The sequence below is a fragment of the Shinella sp. GW821-FHT11G07 genome (assembly GCF_058808115.1).
On record NZ_JBXARJ010000007.1, the window covers coordinates 269,497 to 291,326 of the forward strand.

Consider the following 21,830-nt stretch of genomic DNA (forward strand, 5'->3'; position numbering starts at 1 on the left):
ACTTGCACGCTGGATAAGGCATCGGCGATGGCCGCTTCGGGGCGTCGAGATTGCGGCCGACCGACTTCAGGAAGTGCGGTCGCTGGTTTCAGCGAGCACGAGCTTGCGGGGGAAACGCTGGTACAGGTGAACGCGCAATTACATTGCAGCATCGCAACAACGTTGGAGCTAACGGCGGGCGAGGAGACTGCTATGTGCGGCGCGGGCTTGGAGAAGCTGGAGGACACCTGCCGGCCTAAGAGGTTCCGCGAACAACCCCTATCACAATGCACTGGGCGAGAGCTTCAGGAGGCAACGCAAATGGAGCGCATATCCCGCTGGTTACGAGAACTTTGCGGATATAACCGAGTGGATGCCCAGAATCATAGAATAGATCCGCAACTCCAGACGGATGCACTATGTTCAATGAAGATAATTTCCGTTTAACTTGATATATTACTATGGAGATGTGCTGGATTGATAAATACAAAAGATAATTTTTATTATTAACTTTTATATTAATGAGGTGATTATGAAATAATATCATCATATATGTATGGACTATGTATTTAAATTACAGTAAATTTTATTCGATATAGATTTAAAGAAGAAAATTTGCGTTTTGTATATAATTTACATTTTTAGGCGTTTTCATTTTGCAGAGGAGCATAAATAGCTAAGGATGCTGTATAGAGGTGGTGAAATCGTTCAGGCGTCGGGCAATTCTTCGTGAGGTTGTCGTGCGTATTTAGGCGGGCTATTGCGGTCTTGGTTTTCGTTAGAGCATAGCCATCCACAATCAGCGCGGACCGATCCGGGCGGAAGCCAGTGCCGCTTCGATGACCTCCGCCGCACCGTCGGCGACGATCTGCGCCAGCGTGTTCAGGGGCTTCGATGCGTCGATGGCGATATCCGAGGACTGGGGCAGGGCGTCGATCTCGGTGAGGGGGAGGAAACGTAATGTGCCCTCGGCAAGCTCCGTCGCGGCATCGAGTTCCGAGGTGAAGGCGACGTAGTTGCCGCTGCGGGCAAGGTTCTTCACGAGATGCAGCGAGTTGGTCTCGACGCGGCCGTGTGGTTCGGCAAAAAGCCAGCTGTATTGCACTTCCAGGAAGCGCCGGATCAGCAGGGACCGGCTTTGCAGGGCGATCGGATACGTCACCACATCCTGGAATTTCACGTCCGATCGGGTCAGCAGGGGGTGGTGCGGAGCGACCACGCAGCCAAAGGGCAGCGGCAGGCTCCAGAGGGAACGCACGTCGCTGCGCTGCGGCAGGTTGAAGACGATGATGACATCGGCCTGGCCGGAAAGCAGCGCTGCGACCGCCTCGTCCGTCGAGCCGATCTGGATGGAGAGACTGATCAGCGGATGGGCCGTGGCGATGTTTTGCACGAGTTGCGGCAGGATGGTCGTGGCGTGGCTGTCCATGGCGAAGACATTCACCTGCCCCTGCTGCACACCCTGCAACTGGAAGATTTCCGCAACCGCGTTGCGTTCCTCTGCCCGCCAGCGGTGGACGAGGCGAACCAGCGCCTCGCCGGCGGCCGTCAGCCGCATGCCCTTCGGCATCCGGTCGAAGAGTTTGACGCCGAGCCGCTCCTCAAGCCCGATGATCTGGCGGTCGATGGCGGAAGCCGCGATATTCTGCGCGCGGGCGGCGGCCTGGATCGAGCCGGTCGAGGCGACGCGGTCGAAGTAGAGCAGCGCGGCGGGGATCAGCGAGCGAGACATGCGGCCTCCCTATTCTAATTTCGGCAATGCACTATTCCATAGTTTGATATAGACGGCAATGATGGCAGCGCGCACACTCCCCTCAATCACTACCAACCAACAGGGAACAGTGGCGTGGTCCAGCAGGTAAAATTCTTCCTGAACAGCTTTTTCTCGGGGCCGCAGGCCCCCTTCTTCCTGGCCGCCGACAACGGGCATTTCGCGAAGAACGGTCTCGACGTTCATTTCACCGAAGGTGAGTCGCTGGCCTATTCAGTGCCGGTCCTGGCCGGCGGTGGTTATGATGTCGCCTATGGCGACATGAACACGCTGATCGAGATGAAGTCCGTCGATCCGGCATCGTCGCCGCTCGCCGTCTGGGCCATGCACAACCGCTCGCCCTATACGATCGCCGTCGATGCCGACGGACCGGTACAGAGCCCGGCTGATCTCGCCGGCCGCAAGCTGGTCTCACATCCGGAAGATGCTGCCTGGAAACTCTTTCCGGAATTCTGCGCTGCGACAGGTCTCGATATGTCGACCGTCGAGGTCGAGCCGTCCGATCTCGGCCATGATGAAATGGTGCCGATCATGCGCGATACGGGCCGCTGGGAGGGTATTTTCGGCTTCGTCAACACGGTGCGCGCCCATACGATCGAAGCCGGCCTCGATCCGGATAAGGTGCTGCGCCACCTCGAATTCCGCCACTACCTGCCGGAACTCTATGGCGGTGCCGTCATGGTGACGCGTGACTTCGCAGAAAAGAACCCCGAAGCCGTGCGCGGCCTGCTGGCTGCGATCAATCTCGGCCTGAAGGATGCGATCGCCGATCCGGATGCGGCCATCGCCGCCGTCGCCCGCCGCAACCCGAAGATCGACATCAAGGCCAACCGCGCCCGTCTTCTCGGCACGCTGGCACTCGAAATGGCCGGCCCCGAGGGTGGGCGCATCGGCATCGGTGATGCGGATGACGGCCGCATCCTTGCCGGCGCGACCCTGATCACCAAGGCCAAGGGTCTGAGCCGTATTCCAAAGCCGTCGGAAGTCTTCGACCGCCAGTTCCTGCCGCCGTTCAGCCAGCGCGTCACCATCCTGGCTGAACGTTCATGACAGCGCGCCCGCTCGAACAGTTCAACGCCCTGCCGCATGAGGATTTCGCCGCAGCCCTGGCGGCGGTGTGGGAGAATGCCGGCTGGGTGGCGGAAAAGGTCTCGTCGGAGCGGCCGTTTTCTTCGGCGGTCACCCTGCACGAGGCGATGGTGGCGCTCGTTAGGGCGCTGCCGGAGGACGAACTTCTGGCCTTTCTCAATCGGCATCCCGATCTCGGAGGAGCCGATGTGCGCGCCGGCCGGGTTACGGCGGAGTCGGATGCGGAGCAGAGTTCCATCCGCCTCAATGTGTTGGCGCCGGAGCAGGTCGCGGAATGGGATGCGCTGAACGCCACCTACAAGGCGCGTTTCGGTTTTCCTTTCATTCTGTGTGTCCGGAGGCAGGATCAGGCTTCGGCGCTGGCCGCCATCCGCGCTCGGCTGAACGGCTCGCGGGAGGGCGAGCTGGAGGCCGCCTTGCAAGAGATCGCATGGATCACGCGCTACCGCCTTGCCGACCGGATCGTCGATCACGGGATTGTCGGGCTTTAGAGCATTTTCAGCCGAAGCTGCGACGTTACGGTATGGGATAATGCTATAAAAACAATGTGCTATAGCAAAGGTGATGAACCGAACTGCTCTACAATACGGACGATTTTGAACAACCCGGCGTGCCGGACCCTATGGGAGGAGGGGAAAATGAAAAGAAGACAGTTTCTGGGAAGCGTGGCCGCAGCGGCCCTGTTCATCGGCATGGCGGGTGGCGTGGCTTTTGCCGATACGCCGGCCGATACACTGGTCATCGCCAAGGTGATCGACGACGCGATTTCGTTTGATCCGGCGGAGTCCTACGAGGATACGGGCTCCGAGGTGTTGCACAACACCTATGAGACCCTCGTCGAGTATGACGCGGCCGATATTTCGAAGCTTTCCGGCGGCGTTGCCGAGAGCTGGAGCTTTTCCGCAGATAACAAGACGGTCACCTTCAAGCTGCGCTCGGGCGTAACCTTCGCCTCCGGCAATCCGCTCACCGCCAACGACGTCGTCTATTCCTTTACCCGCGTGGTGAAGGCCGACAAGACGCCGGCCTTCATCCTCAAGCAGTTCGGCTGGACGGCGGACAATATCGGCAGCATGGTCAAGGCGGTGGACGACCAGACCTTCGAAATGAAGATCGCCGTCGACTATGCCCCCTCGCTGGTGCTGAACATCCTGTCCTCCGTCAACGCCTCCGTGGTCGATTCCAAGACGGTCATGGAAAACGAGACGGACGGCGATTTCGGCCTCGCCTACCTCAAGGACAAGTCGGAGGGTTCCGGTCCCTTCATCCTGAAGGCCTGGAAGCCGAACCAGACAGTGATGCTGCAATCAAACCCGTCCTATCGCCACGGCGAGCCGGCGATGAAGCGGGTGGTGCTGCGCCATGTGCCGGAAGCCGCCTCCCAGCGCCTGCTGCTTGAAAAGGGCGACGTCGATATTGCCAGCAACCTGCCGGGCGACCAGATCAAGGCGCTGGAAGGCAATGCGGACATCGCGATCAGCCGCAACAACACGACGCGCAACCTCTATATCGGTCTCAGCCAGTCGGTCGATGCCTTCACCAGGCCGAAGGTGCGCGAGGCGCTGAAATATCTCGTCGATTACAAGGGCATGACGGAATCGCTGCTGAAGGGCGAGTTCACCGTGCTGCAATCCTTCTGGCCCTCGGGTTTCTACGCCTCGGTGGACGAAAACCCCTATAGCTACGATGTCGAGAAGGCGAAGGCGCTGCTGGCCGAGGCCGGCTACAAGGATGGTTTCTCCTTCAAGCTCTCGGTGCGCAATGTCAGCCCCGCCATCGACATCGCCCAGGCGGTGCAGCAGTCGATGTCGGCCGCCGGCATCAAGATGGAAATCCTCCAGACGGACCAGAAGCAGTTCATCACCGCCTATCGCGGGCGCCAGTTCGAGGCGGCACTCGGCACCTGGGAGCCGGACTTCCTCGATCCGCATGCCAATGCGGCGACCTTCGCCCTCAACATCGACAACGGCCCGGATGCGAATACGAAGACGGTCGCCTGGCGTAACAGCTGGAAGGACGATGCGATCAACGCGATGACGGAAGCGGCCGTGCGCGAACCCGACGACAAGAAACGCCTGGAGATGTACAAGGATCTGCAGCGCAAGGTCATTGCCGATGGCCCCTATATCGGTCTCGTGCAGCGCACCTCGCAGGTCGCCATGCGCGCCAACGTCAAGGACTATGTGGTCGGTCCCGCGATGATCTTCTACCGGCTGGTCAGGAAGTAACGTGCACAGCCCCGCCAAACGGCTCTATGCCGTCGCCAAACTCTCGACAGGGAGCGCGATTTCGGTCGCGCTCACCCTGCTCGGCCTCATCTTCGTCACCTTCGCCGTCGGGCGTCTGATCCCGATCGATCCGGTCGTGGCCGCCATCGGCGAGAAGGCGCCGCAGGAGGCCTATGACAAGATGTACAAGGAGCTCGGCCTCGACAGGCCGGTCTACGAGCAGTTCCTCACCTATGTCGGCAAGGTCGTGCAGGGCGATTTCGGCAATTCCGTCTTCACCGGCCGGCCGGTGGTGGACGACCTAACGAGCGTCTTTCCCGCCACGCTGGAGCTTGCGACGATCGGCATCCTGATCGGCGTGCTGGTGGGCGTGCCGCTCGGTGTGATCGCGGCGGCAAACAACGGGCGCTGGCAGGATCAGGTAATCCGCGTTTTGAGCCTGTCCGGCTACTCCGTACCGGTCTTCTGGCTCGGTATCGTGCTGCTTCTGATCTTCTATGGCAAACTGGACTGGGTTGCGGGGCCTGGGCGCATCGATATCGCCTATGACGGGCTCGTCGAAGAATGGTCGGGCATCCTCACCATCGATGCGCTGCGCGCCGGCGACATGGACGTCTTCCGCAACGCGATCTCACACATGATCCTGCCGGCAACGCTGCTCGGCCTGTTCTCGCTCGCCTACATTTCGCGCATGACCCGCAGCTTCATGCTGACCCAGCTGAACCAGGAATATATGACGCTCGCCCGGGCCAAGGGCGCTTCCGAGCGTGCCGTGATCTGGCGCCATGCGCTGAAGAACGCGCGAGTGCAGATCATCACGGTCTGCTTCCTCTCCTATGGCTTCCTGCTTGAAGGCGCGGTGTTGACGGAGACGGTGTTCTCCTGGCCGGGCCTCGGCCTCTACATGACCAATGCGCTTTTCAACGCCGATCTCAATGCCGTCATCGGCGGCACAATCCTGATCGGCGCCGTCTTCATCCTACTCAACGCGCTGGCGGACGTCGTCTACCGCTTCGCAGATCCGAGGACTGCATGATGAACACCACGCTTGGTCAATGGCTGACCACCGACCGGCCCGCAAGCCGCACGCAAGCCCGGTTCGTCCGCCTCAGCCTCTCGTTCCGCGCGTTGCTCGCCAACCGGCTGGCGCTTGTCGGCCTCGCCATCGTGCTGGCGCTCGTCGCCATTGCACTCGTCGGCCCGTATCTCGTCGGCTCGCCAACAGACCAGGTGTTGGCGAACCGCCTGCTGCCGCCGAGCGCAGACCACTGGTTCGGCACGGACGAACTCGGCCGCGACATCCTCGCCCGCATCGTGCACGGTTCGCAGATCACCGTGCGCATCGTGCTGATGGTCTCGCTGATCGTCGGGCCGTTCGGGCTGATGGTTGGCATCGTTGCCGGTTATTTCGGCGGCCCGGTCGACGCCGTCCTGATGCGCATTACCGACATCTTCCTCTCGCTGCCGCGCCTCGTGCTGGCACTCGCCTTTGTCGCGGCACTCGGCACCGGCATCAACAATGCCATCATCGCCATCGCGGTGACGAGCTGGCCACCCTATGCACGCCTTGCCCGCGCCGAAACGCTCAGCATCCGCAACAGCGATTTCGTACGCATGGCGCAGTTGCAAGGGGCTTCGACGTTGCGCATCCTGCTCAACCACATCGCGCCGCTCTGCATCGCCTCGGTCGTCGTGCGTCTCACCTTCGACATGTCGGGCACGATCCTGACGGCCGCCGGCCTCGGCTTCCTTGGCCTCGGCGCCCAGCCGCCGCAGCCGGAATGGGGCCTCATGGTCGCCGCCGGCCGGCAATATGTGCTCGACCAATGGTGGGTCGCCACCATTCCCGGCATCGCCATCTTCATTGCCAGCCTCGGCTTCAACCTGTTGGGCGATGGCCTGCGCGATGTCTTCGATGCGAGGTCCTCGTAATGTCCCGGCTAGACATCGAAGACCTGCGCGTCGCCTTCGCCAGCCGCACCGGCCCCGTCCCGGCACTGCGCGGCGTCAACCTCTCCATCGAGGGTGGCCGTCTCGGTATCGTCGGCGAAAGCGGCTCCGGCAAATCAACCATGGGCCGGGCCATCATGGGCCTGCTTCCGCCGACCGCCGAGGTCACGGCCCGTCGCTTCCAGTTCGCCGGGGTCGACCTCCTGAAGGCGTCGCCCGCGCAAAAGCGGTCGCTGCGCGGCCGGCGTATCGGCCTCATCATGCAGGACCCGCGTTATGCGCTCAATCCGGTGATAACGGCGGGCGCGCAGATCGCCGAGTGTTTCAAGCTGCATCATGGGCTCACCGGTAAAGTGGCGAAGAGCCGGGCGCTGAACCTGCTCGAATCCGTCCGTATCAACGATCCGGAGGCTGTCTACGATCAATATCCGCACCAGCTCTCCGGCGGCATGGGCCAGCGGGTGATGATCGCCATCGCGCTCGCCGGCGAGCCCGAGCTGCTGATCGCCGACGAGCCGACCTCCGCGCTCGACGCTTCGGTGCGTACCAGCTTCCTCGGTCTGCTCGACCAGATCATTCGCGAGCGCGGCATGTCGCTCGTGTTGATCAGCCACGATCTTCATCTCGTCGCCAATTTCTGTGATCGCGTGATGGTCATGTATGGCGGGCAGGTGATGGAGGAGTGCACGGCCGCCGATCTCGTGGCCCCGCACCACGCCTATACGCAGGGGCTGGCCGCCTGCCGCCCATCGCTCACAGAAAGGTTGCCCGAACTGCGCACCTTCACGCGCGATCCCGCCTGGATGGAGGCACAGTCATGATCGAGATCGAAGCTGTTTCGGTTGATTTCCACACCAAGCTGCGCAGCGTGCGGGCGCTGAACGAGGTTTCCCTCAACGTGCCGCAGGGCACTGTCTTCGGCCTCGTCGGCGAATCCGGCTCCGGCAAGACGACGTTGTTGCGCGCCATGATGGGGCTGACAGCGGTCAGCACCGGTCGGGTCAAAATCGGCGGCGAGGTGGTGAAGCCGAACCCGCCGCTCGCCTTCCGCCGATGCGTGCAGATGGTCATGCAGGATTGTTACGCCTCGCTGAACCCGGTCCATACCGTCGACCAGATCATCGGCGAGCCGCTCGCCATCCACCGCTTCGACAATCCGGAAAAACGCATCCTGCAGGCCTTGAAGGATGTGGGCCTCGGCCCGGAGCATCGTTTCCGGTTTCCCCACCAGCTTTCCGGCGGTCAGCGCCAGCGCGTCGCCATCGCGCGCTGCCTGGCGATCGAACCGCAGGTCATGCTGCTCGACGAACCGACCTCGGCGCTCGATGTCTCCATCCAGGCCGAAATCGTCAATCTCGTCATGCGCCTGCAACGGGAAAAAGGCCTCACCCTCTTCATCATCAGCCACGACCTGCCGCTCGTCGCCCATATGTGCGACCGGCTGGCGATCATGCACAAGGGCGTGGTGCGGGAGGTCATCACCAGCGAGGATCTGATCGGGCAGAACGTGACCGACGCCTATACGAAGGAGCTTCTGAGCGCGTCGATGTGAGGTCGACTTGATCAGGCTGCGGGTCGCCGGGAGAGGAGCCGAAGCGCGAAAGCAGAGGCTTCAACCTTGCGTCGCCGCAACATCGCATTTGCGTGCAAGCAGGGCGAAGAGCACGTCCAGCATCACATACATCGGTGCGCGGCCGGTCGGTACGATGAGTGGGTGGGTAGAGGCGCGGTAGGCGTTGAGGTTGATGTTCTCGTCGGCGAGCGAAGCGACGACAGAGCCGCCGGGCGCGATGGAAAGAATGCGCGCGCCAGCCTTCTTGGCAATCTCCATGTTTCCGATCAGGTAGCTGGTGCGGCCGGAGAAGGAAAGCACGAAGAGTACGTCCTCGGATGTCAGGCGCGGGGCCGAAACCATCTGCAGGGTCGGGTCGGAATAGGCGACGCTGGCGATGCCGAGCGAAGCGAGGCGATGCTGTGCCTCGCCTGCCAGGAAGCCCGATCCGCCATAGCCGTAGACATCAATGCGGCGGGCGTCCGCGAGAAGGTCGACGGCGCGGCGGAGGGACTCGAGGTCGAGGTCGTGGCGAGCCTCATGCAGCGATTGTGCGGCTCGGTTGAAGACATCGTCGACGAGGCCGGTGAACGGGTCGTCGCCGCTTTCTGCCATGCTCGCCGGCGCCTGACGCACGGCCAGTTGCTGGGCGAGCTTCAGGCGGAAATCCGGAAACCCGTCGCAGTCGAGCCGCCGGCAGAAGCGGATGATCGACGGCTCGCTGACCTTGGCGATGCGCGCAGCATCGGTGATCGACCAGGTGATGGCCGTGCTCGGTGTATCGAGGATCGCTTCAGCGATCCTGCGTTCGGCGGGCGTGAACTGGGCGAGGGACTGCCTGATCAGGTCGAGCATGAAACGCTTTGTTCCGGCATGGCGATGCTTTCGCGCTTGAAGACTACAATGTTCCGTCTGTCATCAGCGTCGACAGGCAGGACGATTGATAGTCAAAACCAGCCTGCGCCACAACGAGCCTTTTGACGGATGCCAGTGCATCTTCGCGGGGCTCGATGCGGAGACCGTCCGCATCCTGTGCGACGACCTGTCCGCCCGCCGCCTCGACGAGCTGGATGCCGGCGGCGATGTCCCAGGCGCTGAATTTCGATTCATAGGCGATCGCCGCACGTCCGATGGCGACGTAGGCGAGATGCAGCGCGCAAGAGCCGAGCCGGCGCACGGCGCGGAAGGCGTTGACGAGATCAGCATGGTTTTCCTGCGCCGCGCGCGAGGGGCGCTCACCTTCGTAAGGGGCGTTCGTCAGCACCTCGACCTCGCGGTCGGTGCGCCCGCGCAGGAAGGGCTTGACCGGCTCGCCGTTCAGCGTCAGGCGTCCGCCACTCGCCATGAACAGCTCTTCGCGAACCGGGTCGTAAACGATGCCGCAGACCGGCTTGCCGAGATGGTAGGCGGCTATGGAGACGCAGAAGAAGGGCAGGCCCGAGGCGAAGTTGCTGGTGCCGTCGATCGGATCGATGATCCAGGTTATGTCACCTTCGCCCTGCCAGCCGCCTTCTTCACCAAGGATGCGCGAGGCTGGCAGGCGCGACCAGATGGTGTCGCAGGCTGCCCTTTCCGTGGCCCTGTCGGAGGCCGTCACGATATCGAAGAAGCCGGCCTTCTGTTCCGTTGCTAGCGCTTCCGGGCTCGCATTGACGAAACCCCGGTGCGCGACGATGCCGGCGGCGAGGGCTGCTTCACAGGCGACAGTCGTGATCATTTCGTGGAGATCGTTGGTCGTGGGCTTGATGAGGATCATGCGGCTTTTCCCAGTACGGCGGTTTCCGTTTCCGGCAGGATCCAGACCGGCCGGCTGTCGATGGAGAGTTTGAGCGTCTTGCCGACCTCGGCGACGCCGGACTTGTAATAGTCCGTGTCGAGGAAGACGCATTCCTGGCCTTCGAGGTCCGTGAGATATTCGACATAGGCGCCCTGGAAGACGACGCGGCGCACCTTCGCCTCCATCGTACCGGCGGGGTCAACGCGGATATGCTCCGGTCGGACGACGCATCGCAAGGCCTCACCCGGCTTGAAGGCGCGATTGCCGCGCGCCAGCGTAAAGGCGACCGTTGAGGCGATGCGCACGCGAACCGTCGTCTCGTCCATCGTCTCGACCTTGCAGTTGAGGATGTTCGCCTTGCCCATGAATTCTGCGACAAAGCCGGTGCCGGGGCGGGAGTAGACGTTGAGTGGGCTATCGTCCTGTTCGATCACGCCGTTGCGCATGACGACGACGCGGTCGGAGATCGCCATGGCCTCGCTCTGGTCGTGGGTGACATAGAGGCTGGTGATGCCGAGGCGCAGCTGGATGGCGCGCAGCTCGTCGCGCATGCGCTCGCGCAGCTGCGCGTCGAGATTGGAGAGCGGCTCGTCGAACAGCAGCACCTTCGGCTCGGTGACGACGGCGCGGGCAAGCGCTACGCGCTGCTGCTGGCCGCCGGAGAGACGGGACGGCGAGCGGTCGGCATATTGTGTGAGCGCCATGGTATCAAGGATGGCGTCGACGCGATCCTTCATCACGTGGCGGGTGATGTTGAGGAGGCGCACGCCGTATTCGACGTTTTCGCGCACTGTCATGTGCGGGAAGAGGGCGTAGCTCTGGAACACCATGCCGACATTGCGGGCATTGACCGGCACATTGGTGACGTCGCGCCCGCCGATGGTGATCGTACCGTCCGACGGCGTCTCGAAACCGGCGAGCATGCGCAGCGTCGTGGTTTTTCCGCAGCCTGACGGGCCGAGCAGGGTGACGAGCGTGCCCTCCTCGATGGTCAGGTTGAGCCGGTCGACGGCGGTGGCGCCGGCAACGCCGGGAAACCGCTTGGTGATATTGGAGAAGATGACTTTCGACATGGGGACTACCTCTTCGATGTCGAATTGAGAATGAGCTGCATGACCGCCAGGATGGTGAGCACGACGAAGACGAGAATGCTGCAATAGGCCGCCGCGACGCCGAGCTTGAGTGTTTCCACCTGTGACAGGATGGTGACCGTGATCAGCGTCCAGTTGGCCGAGACGAGGAAGATCACTGCCGAAAGCGTCGTCAGCGAGCGCGTGAGCGCATAGGAGAACGAGGTGAACAGCGCGGGCTTCAGGAGCGGCAGCGTGACCTGGAAGAAGGTCCGCGTGTTCGAGGCGCCGAGGATGGCGGAAGCCTCCTCGATCGATTTGTCGATCTGGCGCAGCTGGTTGGAGCCTGCCTCGATGCCGACCTGCAGGTTCTTCACCACCATGGCGGCGACAACGATGAGGGCAGTGCCGGTCAACAGCAGCGGTGGTGCGTTGAAGGTGCTGACATAGCCGATGCCGAGAATGGTGCCGGGCGCCGCGAAGGAGAGCAGCGTACCCCAGCGCAGAAGGAAGCTGCCCGGGAAGGCCTTGCGGATCAAAAGATAGGCGATCAGTATGCCGGCGACGGCGGTGATCGGTGTCGCTATGCCTGCCAGGAGGAGCGAATTGCTGAGCGTCTGGAAACCGGCGGTGAAGACGGTCGCGTAGTGGTCGAGCGTCAGCGTGTTGTTGACGCCCGGCAGCTTGGTGAAGGAGACGTAGACCACCGTCAGGTAGAACAGCAGGATGGCGAAGACGATGGCGTAGCAGGCAAGCGCCAGCGGCACCACGACCCCGCCGGAAATGCGGATCGTCTGGGCGGACGGCTTGCCGGTGACGGTGACGTAGCTGCGCTTGCTCACCCAGTAGCGATGGACGAGGAAGGCCGTCATGGAGGGAACCAGCATGAGGCTCGCGAGCAGTGCGCCGGCCTGCAGGTTGAAATAGCCCACCATCTGCGAATAGGCCTCGACGGCAAGCGTGTTGTAGTTGCCGCCGATCAGCATCGGATTGCCGAAATCCTCGACCGATTTGACGAAGACGAGCAGTGTCGACGAGAGGATCGCCGGTGTTACCAGCGGAAATGTCACGCGCGAAAAGGTTGTCCAGCGCGAAGCGCCGAGCGAGGCGGACGCATCCTCCAGCGCGGTGTCGATCGATTGCAGCATGCCGCGGATGTTGAGATAGGCGATCGGCGTGAAGGCGAGCGACTGGATCAACACCAGGCTATGGAAGCCGTAGACATTGGCATTGCGGATGCCCAGCAATTCGCGGGTGATGAGGCCCGAGCGGCCGAACAGGATGACCACCGCAAGCGCCATGACGAAGGGCGGCGAGATGATCGGCAGCAGCGCCACGCCATGCACGAAGGCTTTGCCCGGCATGGTGGTGCGGGTCGCAGAAAAGGCGAGCAGGAAGCCGGCAGCAGTGGCGATCACAGCCGAGGTCGCGCCGAGCAGCAGCGTGTTGAACAGTGATTCCCAGACGAAGCGCTGCGACAGCGTGTCGATCAGCACGCCGAAATCGAAACCGTGCTCGGTGATGACGGCCTGCTTCATGACGGTGAAGATCGGCAGAACGGCGAAGACCAGCACGGAGAGCGTGACGAGGGCAAAAATACCGAACAGCCACGGGTCGACGACGATCTTGCGCAGGAAGGCCGGCGATGTCCCGGTCCTTCCGGACGGGGTCGCTTGCGAGACGAGGGTCATGCGGGGGCTCCTTGGGCAATTCCAGGAACGGCTTTCCGCTCGGAATCGCATAAAACAAAACGGCAGGAGCATTCCCGCTTCGGAGAAAAGCGGGAATGCTCCTGCCTGCTGTTACTTGGCGTCGGCCTTGTGGCGCACGTCGTTTTCGTAGCGCTCCAGCAGGCGTGCTCGGTTCTCTCCGGCCCAGGTGAAATAGTAGTCGATCATCTTCACATTGGAGAGGTTGATCTTGGCTTCGGGGTTCTTGTAACCGGGAATGATCGGCCCGCGGAAGGTCGCGCCGATGGCGGCCTGGCCCTTTTCGGTCAGCACCCAGTCGAGGAAGGCAGAAGCGCCCTTGGCCTGATCCTCCGGTGCATTGGCAATAGCGGCGGCGGCATTCACTTCGAAACCGGTGCCTTCTTCTGGGAAGGAGTAGCCGACCGGATACCCCTGCGCGAGGGCCGCCTCGATGTCCTGCGTGTAGGCCATGGCGAGCGCGATCTCGTTGTTGGCGACCATGCGGGAGGGCGCGACGCCGGAGCGGGTATACTGCACGACGTTTTTGTCGATCTCCTTCATCAGCGTGAAGGCCGGCTCCTCGCCGAGGAGCTGGATCATGGAGGCGAGTGCCACATAGGCGGTGCCGGATGCCGCCGGGTGCGCGAGCGCGACGCTCTCCTTGAAAGCCGGATCGGCGAACGATTTCCAGCTCGTCGGCGGCTTGGCGCCGATTTCGTCCAGCACCTGCTGGCTATAGGCGAAGACGATGGGCGACAGCGAAATCGGCGTCCAGCGGCCGTCCTTGTCGGTGTAGCGCTGGTCGACCTTGTCGACACCGGTCGCCTTGTGTGCGGCGAGAAGCCCTTCGCTGGCGGCCTGAATGAAGTTGTCCGCGGCACCCGCCAGCCAGAGGCCTGCCTGCGGATTGGCCTTTTCAGCGCGGATACGGGCGAGGATTTCGCCAGCGCCGATGCGCACGAACTGCGCCTCGATGCCCGTATCGTCCTTGAAGGCCTTCAGCACGGCGCCGCAATCGTCTTCCGACATGGGGCAATAGACGGTCATTCCCGCAGCGTCGGCGCTACCGGCCGAAAAGACATGCGAGCACAGGACTACGAGCGCTGAAGCCAGCGCGAAACGGCGTTTCATATGATTTCCTCCAGGTGAACGCCACGGCCCCTTAGAAAGCTTTTTCCGAAGCCTTCAGGTCTCACTCGCCGTGCGTGATTGTCGGTATAATTAAGAAATCTACATTTGTCAAAATAAATGTAGGTAAGCTACATTTTCTTTTCGACATGTAACTTGAGCTCGGAAACCAGGCCATGACACACGGCCTATTCACCCGCGACCACGAGGCCTGGCACGGCGGCGGCCAGCGCTTCGAAGCCGGGCTTCTGGCGAGCTTTCGCATCGGTGATGAGATGGGCCATCTCTGCGGTCTCGCAGAAGACCGAGCGGCTGACGACGCCCACTTTCGAATGATCGGCGAGGATGATCGTGCGCCCGGAATTGCGCACCATGGCGCGCGCGATCTCGGCGCCGTGCAAAAAATAGTTCATCGCACCCATCGTGGCATCGACGCCCCAAGGGGCGAGCAGCGCAATATCCGCGCGGTAACGCTGGATATCGTTGATGGTGGCTTCGCCATAGGTTTCCATCGGGTCCTGCTTCACATTGCCGGCAAGCAGAATGACGCGCGTGCCGCGCGAAAGCTCGCCTTGTCGCTCCGTCAGCTGGCTCGCGACGTCGATGGAATTGGTGAGGATGGTGAGGTTGGTGAGCCCGCTCGGACCGGCAAGTGCCTCGGCCATCGTCGAGCTGGTCGAGCCGGCATCCATGAAGATCGTCTGGCCGCTTTCGAGGAAGCCGAGGGCGGTGGCGCAGATCGTGCGCTTCTCCTGCAGGCGCAGCGTGATGCGCACGTCGAAGGTCGTGTCCTCGCGCGCCACCGGAACCGCGCCACCGCGCACCCGGCGCAATTCGCCCGCCACTTCCATTTCCATGAGGTCGCGGCGGATCGTTTCACGCGAGACGCCGAAATCGTCGACGATACGGTCGATGGACACCTGACCATAGGCTGCAAGCAGCGACCGGATTTTCTGTTGACGCTCTTCTTGCCACATCACGACGTCTCCCGAACCGGTATCATTGATACGCGACGCCTCGCTTTGCCACAAGTGCCATGTGGGTTGCCTCATAAAAACTCATTTTGCCAATTAAAACACATATTGCCACATTGATGAAATCCATGTAGGTAAATTTCAGGCGCCGGAAATGGCCCACACGAATCCATCAATCGGTCGGAAAGCATCACCGGCACGCCAACCTGCATGACTTGTGGGAGCGATGGCGGCTGCTCGAAACCGGGAAAGTGCCAAAGAGAGAATGATCAACGCCGCCCCTATCGCAGATCAGCATGTGGCATTCGCCGTGGAGCTGGCAGAGGTCGCCCGCGCTGTGCTCCGGGAAAACGACCTGGCACGCGTCGACGTCTCGGTGAAACCGGATCGCAGCCTCGTCACGGCGATGGATATTCTGATCGAGGACCGGCTGCGGATGATGATTTCCGCGCGCTACCCCTCTCACGGCATCATCGGCGAGGAGCGTGATTGGGTTCGTCCCGGCAGCGAGCATGTCTGGGTGCTCGATCCGATCGACGGCACGACGGCCTTCATCGCCGGCATGCCGGTCTACGGCACGCTGATCGCGCTCGCTGTCGGCGGCGTGCCGCGCCTCGGCGTCATCGACATTCCGGCCATCGATTCCCGCTGGATCGGCGCGGAAGGCCGGCCGACGACGCGCAACGGTACGCCCGTTCGTGTGCGTTCCTGCCCCTCGCTCGCCCAGGCGATCATGACCAACAGCAACCAGGATTATTTTGCGCTGAGAGAGCGCCCGGCGCTCGACCGGCTGCGGGCCGTCACCAGCGCGCGCGTCTATGGCGGGGCAAGCCTCAACTATGGCCTGCTTGCCGATGGCCGCACCGATCTTGCAATTGATGGCGGCCAGAAAGTTTTCGATTTCGCCCCCTTCCGGCCCATCGTCGAAGGGGCGGGCGGTATCGTCACGGACTGGGCCGGCCAGCCGCTGACGCTTGAAAGCTCTGGCCAGTTGCTAGGCGCGGGTGATGCCAAGGTGCACCGGCAGGCGCTCGATCTCATCACGGACCTGAAGGCCCAACCGGCCACCCCGGTCCACGCGTAGCCTTGAAGACAAAGAAGGGGGAACCCATGGGCATAGCGATTTCCAATCTCTCGGTGAAATACGGCGCCGAGACCGTCATTTCCGGCCTGTCGCTCGATATACCGGAAGGCTGCTTCTTCACGCTGCTCGGCCCCTCCGGCTGCGGCAAGACCACGTTGTTGCGCACCATTGCGGGCTTCGCGCCGGCAAGCGGTGGCCAGATCCGCTTTGGCGGTCGCGATGTCACTGAGCTTCCGCCGCACAAGCGCGCCATCGGTATGGTGTTCCAGGACTACGCGCTCTTCCCTGACAAGACGGTCGCCGACAATGTCGCCTACGGTCTGCGCGCCCGCGGAGAAAAGGGCGCGGGTGTCGAGCAAAAAGTGAAGGCAGCCCTTGAACGTGTCGGCCTCGGTCATTTGCTCTCCCGTCATCCGGCAGCGCTTTCCGGCGGCCAGCGCCAGCGCGTGGCACTTGCCCGCGCCCTCGTCATCAAGCCGGCAGTACTCCTGATGGACGAGCCGCTCTCCAACCTCGATGCGAAGCTGCGCGTGCAGATCCGCGAGACGATCATCGAGTTGCAGCGCGAGGCGAACATCACCACTGTCTTCGTGACGCACGACCAGGAGGAAGCCCTTTCCATGTCCGACCTGATCGGCGTGATGAACAAGGGCAAGGTCGAGCAGCTCGGCACGCCGCAGCAGATTTATGCGACGCCGAGCACGGGCTACGTCGCCGATTTCGTCGGTGCGGCGAACCGCACCGAGGTTACTGTGCGCCCGGCCTCCGCCGGCTTCGTCGAGGTAGATGTCGCCGGCAATCGCCTCACCGCGACCGATGCCTTGGAAGGCTTGGCAGATCGCGGCGTGCTGGTTCTGCGCCCGGAAGACCTGAAGATTTCCGCCGCCCCTGCGTCCGGCCTACAATCGCTGCCGGCGACCGTGCGCGGCCGGCAATATCTCGGCGCGCGCACCAGCTATAGCGTTGAATGCGCCGGTGGTCTTGTGCTCAACGCCGAAATGCACGGCGCGGGGCATGATGCCTTCCTTCCGGGCGCCCATGTCCATCTCGGCTTCGATCCGGCGGCGGCACGGGTGATCCGGTCATGAACCACTCGGCTTTCCGCTCCCCCTGGCCCTGGCTTTCCGCCCTGGCGCTCACCCTTCTCGGCGTCTTCGTCCTCTATCCGCTGCTCTACATCTTCACCGCGAGCTTCGTCGGTGAAGGGCGCTCGGGCTGGCTGCAGCTTGTGGAGGACGGGCGCAGCCTCGCCGCCATCGGCAACACGCTGATGCTCGCCTGCATCGTTACGCTGTTTTCCACGCTGATCGGCGTGCCGCTCGCCTATGTCTCGGCACGTTACCGCTTCCGCGGCAAGCTGTTCATCACGCTCCTGCCGCTCATCACCCTCGTCATCCCGGAAGTCGTGACGGCGCAGACCTGGCTGATGATCCTCGGCAACAACGGCGTCATCACCCGGTTCCTCAAGGGCTACGGCATCTTCCTGCCGAGCTTTTACGGCTGGTTCGGCCTCATCACCTCGATGAGTTTCATCTACTACACCTATGTCTACATCGGCACGGTGGCGGCGATCGGAAAATTCGATGCGCAGCTGGAAGAAGCTGCCCAGAGCCTCGGTACGGCGCCAGCCCGCTCGCGAATGCACGTCATGCTGCCGGTCATCCGGCCTGCCATTCTTGCCTCGGCGCTGCTCGTCTTCACCATGGTCATCGGCAATTTTGCCATCTCGACCATTCTCGGCCACAACGTGCCGCTGCTTTCGGTCGCGATCTACCAGGCCGCGGTGGCGGAAGGTGCGAGCAACCTCACCATGCAGAGCACGCTTGCCAGTGTCTCGGTGCTGATCGTGATGGGCGTGCTGTTCATCAACCGTCGCATCATCGCCAGGGGCCGCTACGAGATCGTGCAGGGGAGGGGCGCAAAACCCCAGCCGCTCAAGGGCGGGCAGGGCGTGCTGGTCAGCGCAGCTGCGGGCATCGTGGTCGCCATCTCGCTGCTGCCGCTCGTCACCATCGCCGTCGGTGCCTTCACGGTCTCGCGCGGCCCGGTCATGCGCTGGGGCGAGTGGACGCTCGACAACATGGCGCGCGTCTTCATCACGGCACCCGGTCCGCTGGTCAATTCGATCCTCTATGCCGGCATTGCCACCGTCATCTCGGTCGCCTTCTCGACGCTGGTCAGTTATCTTGTCGTCAAGAAGCCGAATCTCGTCACGCCCTGGATCGACTACGTCTCGGCCATTCCGCTGGCTTTGTCCGGGACGGTCCTCGGCGTCGGCCTGCTCGCCTCGTTCAATGGCGGCTTTCTGGCGCTGACCGGCACCTCGACGATCATCGTGCTCGCCTATGTCATCCGCCGCATGCCCTTTGGCATGCGCAACGGCCAGGCGATCCTGCACAACATCCCGAACTCGATCGAGGAAGCCTCGATCAGCCTCGGCTCGCCGCCGTTCCGCACCTTTCTGCGCGTCGTGCTGCCGATGATGCTGCCCGCCGTCGCCTCGGCCGCCATCCTGACCTGGACGACCACGGTTTCCGAACTGTCAGCCTCGCTGCTCGTCTATTCCGGCGGCCGCGAAACCCTGCCGATCCAGATCTTCCGGCTGATCGACTCCGGCCTGATGGCCTACGCCTCAGCCTATGGTCTGGTGCTCGTCGCCGTGATCCTGCTGCCGGTCGTCATCGCCACGACCGTGTTCAAGGTGGACCTGTTCGCCTCGAAATGAAGACCCGACCCCAAAACGAAAAGAGAGGAACTGTCATGAAGAAACTTGCCGCGACTACCCTCATGCTTGCCGGCCTTGTCACCGGCGCGCAGGCCGCCGATCCGGTCATCTACACTACCAATCCGGTGCCGGCCGTCGAAGCGGTGCAGGCCGTAATCAAGGAGAAGGCGGGCCTGACCACCGGCATCATCACAGGCGGCAGCGGCGTGCTGCTGCGCCGCATCGAGGCAGAGAACGCGGCTCCCCAGGGCGACGTCTTCTGGTCGTCTTCTGCCAACACGATGGGCGCCTTCAGGACGGTGCTGGAACCCTATGCCTCGCCGGAGCTGGCCGCCATGCCCGCGGACCTGCGCGTTCCGGAAGACTATTTCCAGCCGGCCAACGTCCATGTCGTGACCGTGATGGTCAACACCGACCAGCTGAACGGCGCCACCGCGCCCGCCGACTGGAGGGACCTCGCCGATCCGTCGTGGAAGGGCCGCATCATCCTGCCCGATCCGGCAAACAGCTCGACCGGCTACACGATCGTCTGGGGCCTCTCCAGGCTGCTCGACACGGAAACCTACAAGGCGCTCGTTTCCAACCTTGTCGTCTCGTCCTCCTCTTCGGCCGTGCCGAAGGGCGTCGCCATGGGCGAATACGCCGTTGGCCTGACCTTCGAGACGAACAGCTACAGCTATGTCGATGGGGGCCAGGCGGAAATCAGTATCGCCTACCCGACGTCCGGCACCTTCACGACGCTTGAATATGCGGCGCTGATAAAGGGTGCGCCGGCCGGTGGCGACGCGAAGAAGGCGATCGACGCGCTGCTTTCCAAGGAAGCGCAGATCGAACTTCTGAAGGTGGCCTTCCGCCGCCCGAGCCGCACGGATATCAAGGTCTCCGATTATGTGAAGCTGCCGGAACTCTCCTCGATCAAAATCTTCAAGATCAATGAGGACGAGGCCGCAAAGAGCCGTGACGCATTCCTCGCCGAATGGGCCAACCTGCCGAAGGCCGGTTCCAGCGAGTAACGAGCCTCCCGCGCAAGGAACCGGCAGAGGTCCGCGCTTCAAGCGTCGGCTTCCTTGCGAACTGGGGCGGCGTGCGGACAGTTCTCCCGTCCGCACGCCGCTTGTAACTAAAGCTGCTCGACGAAGGAGACATCGTTCCCTGCATCGTCGATGCCTTCCAGATTGACGCCACGGCCTTCATCGAAAAATTCATGGAAAAAGGAGAGCGCATTCTCACGTGGGTCAGCCTTGACGAGGCGGTGCGATGGGTGCGTGAAATCGAAACTAAATCGCGTCTTGTAAGAAACCTGCTTTTACCGGCTGCTCAAGGCCCAAGACCTGATCAACGGCCGGCCTACATGGTGATAAAGGCGGCTAACGCGCACCATATCAAAATCACCCGTCCCCAACGAGATGTGGCAGACCGACTTCACCTATTTCAAATCATCGTCTGGGGCTGGATCTAACTGGAAAATGCGAAGCCCAATACGGCACTAAGCGTCACTGGCACGCTGGACATGGCGCTGGCCGCTTCTGCCTGTGACAAGCCGCGTCCGATCAGCAATAGCGGCCCAGCTATCCGCGATCAAAGCCGAGCCAAATGTTCTGGCGATTGACACTTTTCACAGCATGTCCGATAAATCGATGCCGTAGAACGCGCTTTAAGAGAGAATAACAAGCAACGCTAGGTTACCAAAGAATGATTGTAATTCTATCTTAGTATAGCAAAATTAATCCTCCGCTGAACGGGCGGAGACGCAGAGTTGCGTTGATTTCGGGCTGCATTTTGGCCTGGCGAGCCAGTTGCATGTCGAGACGCTCGACGAGGTCGCGCGCCGTTTCGGCGTCTCCTCCTTCAAACTTTATATGATGTATAAGGGGGGGCGGCCGGAGCCGCCAAGGGCTTCACCGAGATCGACGACGCGCTGTTGTTCACCGCGCTCAGGGCGACGGCCGCCATTCCGGGCGCGGTCATGGGCGTCCACTGCGAGAATGTCGAGGTGATCCCGATCCTCCGCCAGCCGCTGAAGATGGCGGGCCGCAACGACCTTGCGGCGTGGAATGAGCAGAGCCCCGGTTTCCTCGAAGCCGAAAACGTCTTCCGCGTCTGCTATTTCGCGGCCCAGACCGGTACGCCTGTCAATATCGTGCATATGAGCAGCGGCGACTCGCTGGAGATCGTGCGCCAGCAGCGCAAGATGCGCGGCCGCGCCGGCCCGCCGATCCATGTCGAGACCTGCTCGCATTATCTCGTGATCGACGATGCCTGGCCGGCAGGCGTCCTCGCCAAGGTCAACCCGCCCGTTCGCGGCCGCGCCGATATCGAGGCCCTGTGGGGTGGAGTCTTCGATGGCTCCGTCACCACGATCGGCTCGGATCACGTCGCCCGTAAGCGTGAGACCAAGGATAAGGACATCTGGGGCGCCAGCGCCGGCTTTCCGGGTTCCGGCCTCGTCCTGCCGCTCTTGCCGCACGAGGGCTGTCACCGCAGGGGCTTGTCACTGGACAAGATCGTGGAACTGACGGCCTCGAACGCGGCCAGGATCTACAACATGCCGTCGAAGGGGGCGATCGCGGTCGGCAAGGATGCGGACCTGCTGATCGTTGATCCCAATCTGGAACGGACCCTCGATCACGCGGTGTCGGAATCTTTCTCCGACTATTCACCCTATCAGGGCATGACGCTCAAGGGCTGGCCGGTGCGCACTCTGGTACGCGGTCGCGCCGTCATGCTTGACGGCCGCATCACCGACGCGGCGCGCGCCGCCCCCTGGGGGCGCTACCTCAACCGCCTTTCGCCCAAATCCTGAACAGAAGCG

The 21,830-nt window shown here is 62.3% G+C and carries 19 protein-coding genes and 1 pseudogene; 13 read left to right on the forward strand and 7 right to left on the reverse strand.

All coding sequences use genetic code 11. From position 1 onward, the window contains the following. Nucleotides 1-778: 778 nt before the first annotated feature. Nucleotides 779-1,711, reverse strand: a complete 933-nt coding sequence (locus AC1RT2_RS15965; protein WP_493103381.1) for a LysR family transcriptional regulator — start codon at nt 1,709-1,711, stop codon at nt 779-781. A gap of 114 nt (nt 1,712-1,825) precedes the next feature. On the opposite strand from AC1RT2_RS15965, the gene AC1RT2_RS15970 reads away from it, so the two are divergent. From AC1RT2_RS15970 to AC1RT2_RS16000, 7 genes are all read left to right on the forward strand, one after another. Next, complete coding sequence (locus tag AC1RT2_RS15970; protein WP_493103383.1) at nt 1,826-2,800, forward strand: ABC transporter substrate-binding protein; 975 nt, start codon at nt 1,826-1,828, stop codon at nt 2,798-2,800. After that, the gene (uraD, locus tag AC1RT2_RS15975; protein WP_493103385.1) at nt 2,797-3,330 is read left to right on the forward strand and encodes a 2-oxo-4-hydroxy-4-carboxy-5-ureidoimidazoline decarboxylase; all 534 of its coding nucleotides are present in this window, start codon (nt 2,797-2,799) and stop codon (nt 3,328-3,330) included. The genes AC1RT2_RS15970 and uraD overlap by 4 nt, the downstream gene beginning before the upstream one ends. A gap of 147 nt (nt 3,331-3,477) precedes the next feature. Further along, nucleotides 3,478-5,067, forward strand: coding sequence for an ABC transporter substrate-binding protein (locus AC1RT2_RS15980; RefSeq protein WP_493103387.1), 1,590 nt, complete (start codon nt 3,478-3,480; stop codon nt 5,065-5,067). 1 nt (nt 5,068) lies between these two features. Next, nucleotides 5,069-6,103: an ABC transporter permease gene (locus AC1RT2_RS15985; protein ID WP_493103389.1), complete on the forward strand. Its 1,035-nt coding sequence runs from the start codon at nt 5,069-5,071 to the stop codon at nt 6,101-6,103. Then, the gene (locus AC1RT2_RS15990; protein WP_493103391.1) at nt 6,103-6,999 is read left to right on the forward strand and encodes an ABC transporter permease; all 897 of its coding nucleotides are present in this window, start codon (nt 6,103-6,105) and stop codon (nt 6,997-6,999) included. Before AC1RT2_RS15985 ends, AC1RT2_RS15990 begins: the two co-directional genes overlap by 1 nt. Continuing rightward, nucleotides 6,999-7,838 (forward strand): ABC transporter ATP-binding protein, encoded by an 840-nt coding sequence (locus AC1RT2_RS15995; protein WP_493103393.1) that lies wholly within the window; start codon nt 6,999-7,001, stop codon nt 7,836-7,838. Before AC1RT2_RS15990 ends, AC1RT2_RS15995 begins: the two co-directional genes overlap by 1 nt. Further along, the gene (locus AC1RT2_RS16000; RefSeq protein ID WP_493103395.1) at nt 7,835-8,569 is read left to right on the forward strand and encodes an ABC transporter ATP-binding protein; all 735 of its coding nucleotides are present in this window, start codon (nt 7,835-7,837) and stop codon (nt 8,567-8,569) included. Before AC1RT2_RS15995 ends, AC1RT2_RS16000 begins: the two co-directional genes overlap by 4 nt. A gap of 60 nt (nt 8,570-8,629) precedes the next feature. Here AC1RT2_RS16000 and AC1RT2_RS16005 read toward each other — a convergent pair whose 3' ends face one another. From AC1RT2_RS16005 to AC1RT2_RS16030, 6 genes are all read right to left on the reverse strand, one after another. After that, complete coding sequence (locus AC1RT2_RS16005) at nt 8,630-9,424, reverse strand: MurR/RpiR family transcriptional regulator (RefSeq protein ID WP_493103397.1); 795 nt, start codon at nt 9,422-9,424, stop codon at nt 8,630-8,632. A 43-nt stretch (nt 9,425-9,467) separates the two neighbouring features. Further along, entirely contained in the window at nt 9,468-10,325 is an 858-nt protein-coding gene (locus tag AC1RT2_RS16010) for an inositol monophosphatase family protein (protein ID WP_493103399.1), read from the reverse strand. Further along, a complete protein-coding gene (locus AC1RT2_RS16015; RefSeq protein WP_493103401.1) occupies nt 10,322-11,419 on the reverse strand; it encodes an ABC transporter ATP-binding protein in 1,098 nt (365 codons plus the stop codon). The genes AC1RT2_RS16010 and AC1RT2_RS16015 overlap by 4 nt, the downstream gene beginning before the upstream one ends. Before the next feature lie 5 nt (nt 11,420-11,424). After that, the gene (locus tag AC1RT2_RS16020) at nt 11,425-13,107 is read right to left on the reverse strand and encodes an ABC transporter permease (RefSeq protein ID WP_493103403.1); all 1,683 of its coding nucleotides are present in this window, start codon (nt 13,105-13,107) and stop codon (nt 11,425-11,427) included. Nucleotides 13,108-13,218: 111 nt separating this feature from the next. Continuing rightward, nucleotides 13,219-14,238, reverse strand: coding sequence for an ABC transporter substrate-binding protein (locus tag AC1RT2_RS16025; protein ID WP_493103405.1), 1,020 nt, complete (start codon nt 14,236-14,238; stop codon nt 13,219-13,221). Between the two features lie 185 nt (nt 14,239-14,423). Continuing rightward, complete coding sequence (locus tag AC1RT2_RS16030; protein WP_444801556.1) at nt 14,424-15,212, reverse strand: DeoR/GlpR family DNA-binding transcription regulator; 789 nt, start codon at nt 15,210-15,212, stop codon at nt 14,424-14,426. Nucleotides 15,213-15,474: 262 nt separating this feature from the next. On the opposite strand from AC1RT2_RS16030, the gene AC1RT2_RS16035 reads away from it, so the two are divergent. The 6 genes and pseudogenes from AC1RT2_RS16035 (at nt 15,475) to AC1RT2_RS16060 (ending at nt 21,821) form a co-directional block, all read left to right on the forward strand. Further along, on the forward strand, nt 15,475-16,293 hold the full coding sequence (locus AC1RT2_RS16035; RefSeq protein ID WP_493103407.1) for an inositol monophosphatase family protein: 819 nt from the start codon (nt 15,475-15,477) through the stop codon (nt 16,291-16,293). 26 nt (nt 16,294-16,319) lie between these two features. After that, a complete protein-coding gene (locus AC1RT2_RS16040; RefSeq protein WP_493103409.1) occupies nt 16,320-17,381 on the forward strand; it encodes an ABC transporter ATP-binding protein in 1,062 nt (353 codons plus the stop codon). Next, nucleotides 17,378-19,018, forward strand: a complete 1,641-nt coding sequence (locus AC1RT2_RS16045) for an ABC transporter permease (protein WP_493103412.1) — start codon at nt 17,378-17,380, stop codon at nt 19,016-19,018. The genes AC1RT2_RS16040 and AC1RT2_RS16045 overlap by 4 nt, the downstream gene beginning before the upstream one ends. A 35-nt stretch (nt 19,019-19,053) precedes the next feature. Continuing rightward, nucleotides 19,054-20,031: an extracellular solute-binding protein gene (locus AC1RT2_RS16050; RefSeq protein ID WP_493103414.1), complete on the forward strand. Its 978-nt coding sequence runs from the start codon at nt 19,054-19,056 to the stop codon at nt 20,029-20,031. Nucleotides 20,032-20,313: 282 nt separating this feature from the next. Beyond that, nucleotides 20,314-20,588: pseudogene (locus AC1RT2_RS16055) on the forward strand (IS3 family transposase); the annotation flags it as partial. 351 nt (nt 20,589-20,939) lie between these two features. Then, nucleotides 20,940-21,821, forward strand: a complete 882-nt coding sequence (locus tag AC1RT2_RS16060; RefSeq protein WP_493103416.1) for a dihydroorotase — start codon at nt 20,940-20,942, stop codon at nt 21,819-21,821. The last annotated feature ends 9 nt before the right edge of the window (nt 21,822-21,830 follow it).

Coding starts and splice junctions, on each gene's coding strand:
- AC1RT2_RS15965 (WP_493103381.1), bottom strand. CDS start 1,711: ATGTCTCGCTCGCTGATCCCCGCCGCGCTGCTCTACTTCGACCGCGTC.
- uraD (WP_493103385.1), top strand. CDS start 2,797: ATGACAGCGCGCCCGCTCGAACAGTTCAACGCCCTGCCGCATGAGGAT.
- AC1RT2_RS15980 (WP_493103387.1), top strand. CDS start 3,478: ATGAAAAGAAGACAGTTTCTGGGAAGCGTGGCCGCAGCGGCCCTGTTC.
- AC1RT2_RS15990 (WP_493103391.1), top strand. CDS start 6,103: ATGAACACCACGCTTGGTCAATGGCTGACCACCGACCGGCCCGCAAGC.
- AC1RT2_RS15995 (WP_493103393.1), top strand. CDS start 6,999: ATGTCCCGGCTAGACATCGAAGACCTGCGCGTCGCCTTCGCCAGCCGC.
- AC1RT2_RS16000 (WP_493103395.1), top strand. CDS start 7,835: ATGATCGAGATCGAAGCTGTTTCGGTTGATTTCCACACCAAGCTGCGC.
- AC1RT2_RS16005 (WP_493103397.1), bottom strand. CDS start 9,424: ATGCTCGACCTGATCAGGCAGTCCCTCGCCCAGTTCACGCCCGCCGAA.
- AC1RT2_RS16010 (WP_493103399.1), bottom strand. CDS start 10,325: ATGATCCTCATCAAGCCCACGACCAACGATCTCCACGAAATGATCACG.
- AC1RT2_RS16015 (WP_493103401.1), bottom strand. CDS start 11,419: ATGTCGAAAGTCATCTTCTCCAATATCACCAAGCGGTTTCCCGGCGTT.
- AC1RT2_RS16020 (WP_493103403.1), bottom strand. CDS start 13,107: ATGACCCTCGTCTCGCAAGCGACCCCGTCCGGAAGGACCGGGACATCG.
- AC1RT2_RS16025 (WP_493103405.1), bottom strand. CDS start 14,238: ATGAAACGCCGTTTCGCGCTGGCTTCAGCGCTCGTAGTCCTGTGCTCG.
- AC1RT2_RS16030 (WP_444801556.1), bottom strand. CDS start 15,212: ATGTGGCAAGAAGAGCGTCAACAGAAAATCCGGTCGCTGCTTGCAGCC.
- AC1RT2_RS16035 (WP_493103407.1), top strand. CDS start 15,475: ATGATCAACGCCGCCCCTATCGCAGATCAGCATGTGGCATTCGCCGTG.
- AC1RT2_RS16040 (WP_493103409.1), top strand. CDS start 16,320: ATGGGCATAGCGATTTCCAATCTCTCGGTGAAATACGGCGCCGAGACC.
- AC1RT2_RS16045 (WP_493103412.1), top strand. CDS start 17,378: ATGAACCACTCGGCTTTCCGCTCCCCCTGGCCCTGGCTTTCCGCCCTG.
- AC1RT2_RS16050 (WP_493103414.1), top strand. CDS start 19,054: ATGAAGAAACTTGCCGCGACTACCCTCATGCTTGCCGGCCTTGTCACC.